Annotated in this window: 3 protein-coding genes and 1 pseudogene; all 4 read right to left on the bottom strand. The window is 58.8% G+C overall.

Annotated elements, in window-relative coordinates; all coding sequences use genetic code 11:
* Nucleotides 1–83: hypothetical protein (locus NBA72_RS24010; RefSeq protein WP_233152472.1), on the bottom strand; the 83-nt coding region annotated here is incomplete at its 3' end.
* Nucleotides 84–193: 110 nt separating this feature from the next.
* Nucleotides 194–1636 carry a mannose-1-phosphate guanyltransferase gene (gene cpsB, locus NBA72_RS24005; protein WP_000605946.1) on the bottom strand — a complete coding sequence of 481 codons (1443 nt, stop codon included), beginning with the start codon at nt 1634–1636 and terminating at the stop codon, nt 194–196.
* Nucleotides 1633–2856 carry a colanic acid biosynthesis fucosyltransferase WcaI gene (wcaI, locus tag NBA72_RS24000; RefSeq protein WP_001523542.1) on the bottom strand — a complete coding sequence of 408 codons (1224 nt, stop codon included), beginning with the start codon at nt 2854–2856 and terminating at the stop codon, nt 1633–1635. Before wcaI ends, cpsB begins: the two co-directional genes overlap by 4 nt.
* Nucleotides 2853–3101, bottom strand: a pseudogene (locus NBA72_RS23995) (GDP-mannose mannosyl hydrolase); the annotation flags it as partial. The gene wcaI and the pseudogene NBA72_RS23995, both read right to left, overlap by 4 nt.

Raw genomic sequence — 3101 nt, 5'->3', positions numbered from 1 at the left:
ATCCGCCACGCGATATCTTCATTGAGCTCTTCGCCCAGCCTGCCGCGAATGTCGTAGGCCTTGAAACAGGTTAATTTTGTCATGTGCTTACCCTTCTTCAGGCAACAGTTAGCCCTGACCGTAAATGGCCAACATCGTTATTGTTGTTCATTGCCGGATGGCGCGTTGCGCTTACCGGGCACCGTTGCAGGCGTCAGACCCGCCCGTAACGATCCTCGAACCGCACCACGTCGTCCTCTTCGAGATACGAGCCGGAACGCACTTCAATTAAATCGAGCGGTATTTTTCCCGGATTTTCCAGGCAGTGGGTCGCCCCCAGCGGAATATAGATGGACTCGTTTTCACCGAGCAGCTTAACCTCGCCGTTGATGGTGACTCTGGCGGTCCCTGCCACCACCACCCAGTGCTCGGCGCGGTGATGGTGCATCTGTACCGACAGTCCTTCCCCCGGCTTGACGGTAATGCGCTTCACCTGATAGCGCTCGCCCGCGTCGATGGAGTCGTATTTGCCCCACGGGCGGTAAACCTCGCGGTGCATGTGGTGCTCATGGCGTCCGTCGGCCTTGATCTTCTCCACCACCTTTTTCACGTCCTGCACCGCGTGGCGATCGGCAATCAGCACGGCGTCTTTGGTCTGCACCACCACCAGATCCTTCACACCGACGGTGGTCACCAGGCCGGATTCGGCGTAAACGTAGCTGTTTTCCGTTTTATGGCTGATGACGTCGCCGTGGTGGACATTTCCCTCCGGGGTGTGGGCGCTGATTTCCCACAGCGAGGACCACGAGCCGACATCGCTCCAGCCCGCGTCCATTGGCATCACCACCGCGTCCGCCGTCCGCTCCATCACCGCGTAGTCAATGGACTCTTCCGGACAGGCGAGGAAGGCCTCTTCATCCACACGAATGAAGTCAAGATCCGGATCGACGCCGCGCATCGCCTGTTCACAGGCGGCCAGAATATCGGGGCGGAACTTTTTCAGCTCTTCCAGATAGCGTCCGGCGCGGAACAGAAACATGCCGCTGTTCCAGTAGTAATCGCCGCTGGCGACGTAGGCCTGAGCGGTTTCCAGCCCCGGCTTCTCAACGAACTGCGCCACCTCAAAAGCCACCGCATCCGTCGCGCCCGGCACGACATCACCGCGCCGGATATAGCCATAGCCGGTTTCCGGCAGATCCGGCACGATACCGAAGGTCACCAGTTTGCCCGCGTCGGCATAGGGCATGGCGCCGCGCACCGCGTCGCGGAAGGCCTCTTCATTGGCGATCGCATGATCCGCCGCCAGTACCAGCATCAGCGGATCGCAGTCCGTATGCTGGCGCGTCGCTGCCAGCGCCGCCAGCGCAATCGCCGGCGCGGTATTGCGCCCGGCGGGCTCAAGAATAATGTTCTCCGTCAGCTTATTGAGCTGGCGGAGCTGTTCGGCAACGATAAAACGGTGCTGTTCGTTGCAGATAACCACTGGGCTTTCGCACTCCACGCCGTTCAGACGGCAAATGGTGGTTTGCAGCATGGTGAGATCGCCTTTCAGGCACAGAAACTGTTTTGGATAAAGCACGCGAGAAAGCGGCCACAATCGGCTACCGGAGCCACCGGCCATCACAACCGGGTAAAGTTTTGTCTGACGCATTATCATCCCCGAATATCTGCAATAAATTGGCGTAGCACGTTCTCTTTATTGAGCGTGCGTTCGGCGTATTCACGTGCCGTCGTGTTGTTTTTCGGCATGGCGAGCGCCTGGCTAATCCCGTTGACCAGCGCGTCGGTCGACTCCGGCTCCACGCAAACGGCGATGCCCGGATAACGCGCGCAAAGTTGTCCTAATTCGGTGTGCGGCTCAGCGGTAATCACCGCATTGCCGCCGACCGCCAGAATGTTAGTCAGCTTGGAGGGCAGCACCGCATCCGCCGCGCCGCGCTTTTGCACCACCAGATGGCAGTCGCCCATTTTCAGCAGCGCGGGTAAGGCGTCGTAAGGCTGCAGCGGGAGGAATTTAATATTTGCCAGGCCGCGTTCGCGGGCCATGTTCTCCAGCCGCGCCTTGCCGCCCCCCTGGCCGACAATCGCGAAAATCAGCGGTCGATCGCGTAATCGTTCCGCGGCGTCAATTACCTTTTCCAGCCCTTGTTTTTCGCCGATATTGCCGGAATAAAGCACAATTTTTTTGCCCTCTGGCAAGCCAAGCTGCTGACGCAAAGCCGTCACGTCAGCGTCATTAACGTCCTGAAAGCGCGCCACTTCCGACCAGTTCGGAAAAAAGAGGATTTTTTCCGCCGCGACGCCCTTTTCCCGCGCTTTATTCATCATGGAGCGAGAGATGGTCGAAACATTATCAACGTTACGCAGCGCGCTGCGTTCAAAGGCCGTCGCTAACCGCGCTACGCTGCCGCGCTTGCCTTTTCCCGCCATTCCTAAGCCGAGCATGGCGTCCACTTCGTAATCCTGAATATGCAGTACGGTACGCGCGCCGGAGAGTGTCGCCAGCAGACGCATTCCCGGCGTACAAAAGAGCGTCGGTACAACGCCGATAATCCGATCCGGCTTCCAGCGACGCTGCGCCATCAGTGGGAAAAAACTGCTCAATGCAAAGCTCCCCAGATGAAGCAGTCGTTTTAGGGTGGAGGGTTGTTTCGGCACATACAGCGGGCAGCGCCAGACGGTAGCCTCGCCCTCTTCCCGGCGATAGCGCCAGGCGGAATAGCGCTCGCCAACCTTCCACTGCGGGTAGTACGGCGGCGCGGTGATTACCCGCACCTCATGGCCTTCCCGCGCCATCCACGCCACCATTTCGCCGGTATATTTGCCGATACCGGTCAGTTCCGGCGAATAGTTAATGCCATAGACCAGGATCTTCATAGGCCCACCGCCGGCGCGTCAGGAGAGAAGTAGGCCCGACTGTTCTCATGAACATTATCGCTTGCCAGAAGCTGTTCCGGCGTCAGCCAGCGGTAACTGCCATGCTGGGCATCAGGCAGGCGTAAATCGCTCTCCGCCACGCGCAGACGAAAGCCGAGCACGATGTAGTGAGTTGAAAAATCCTCACCGGAAAAGTTGTCGTCATAGAAGTGCTGCCAGACGCCATAAAACGTCCCTGCCGCCAG

The organism is Salmonella sp. NW1250 (assembly GCF_051812965.1).
Taxonomy (GTDB): Bacteria; Pseudomonadota; Gammaproteobacteria; order Enterobacterales; family Enterobacteriaceae; genus Salmonella; species Salmonella enterica.
This window is presented reverse-complemented; position numbering and strand designations above follow the sequence as displayed.

Bases quoted from the DNA above. Each gene is read 5' to 3' on its own strand.
- cpsB (WP_000605946.1), bottom strand. From the start codon at position 1,636: ATGATAATGCGTCAGACAAAACTTTACCCGGTTGTGATGGCCGGTGGC.
- wcaI (WP_001523542.1), bottom strand. From the start codon at position 2,856: ATGAAGATCCTGGTCTATGGCATTAACTATTCGCCGGAACTGACCGGT.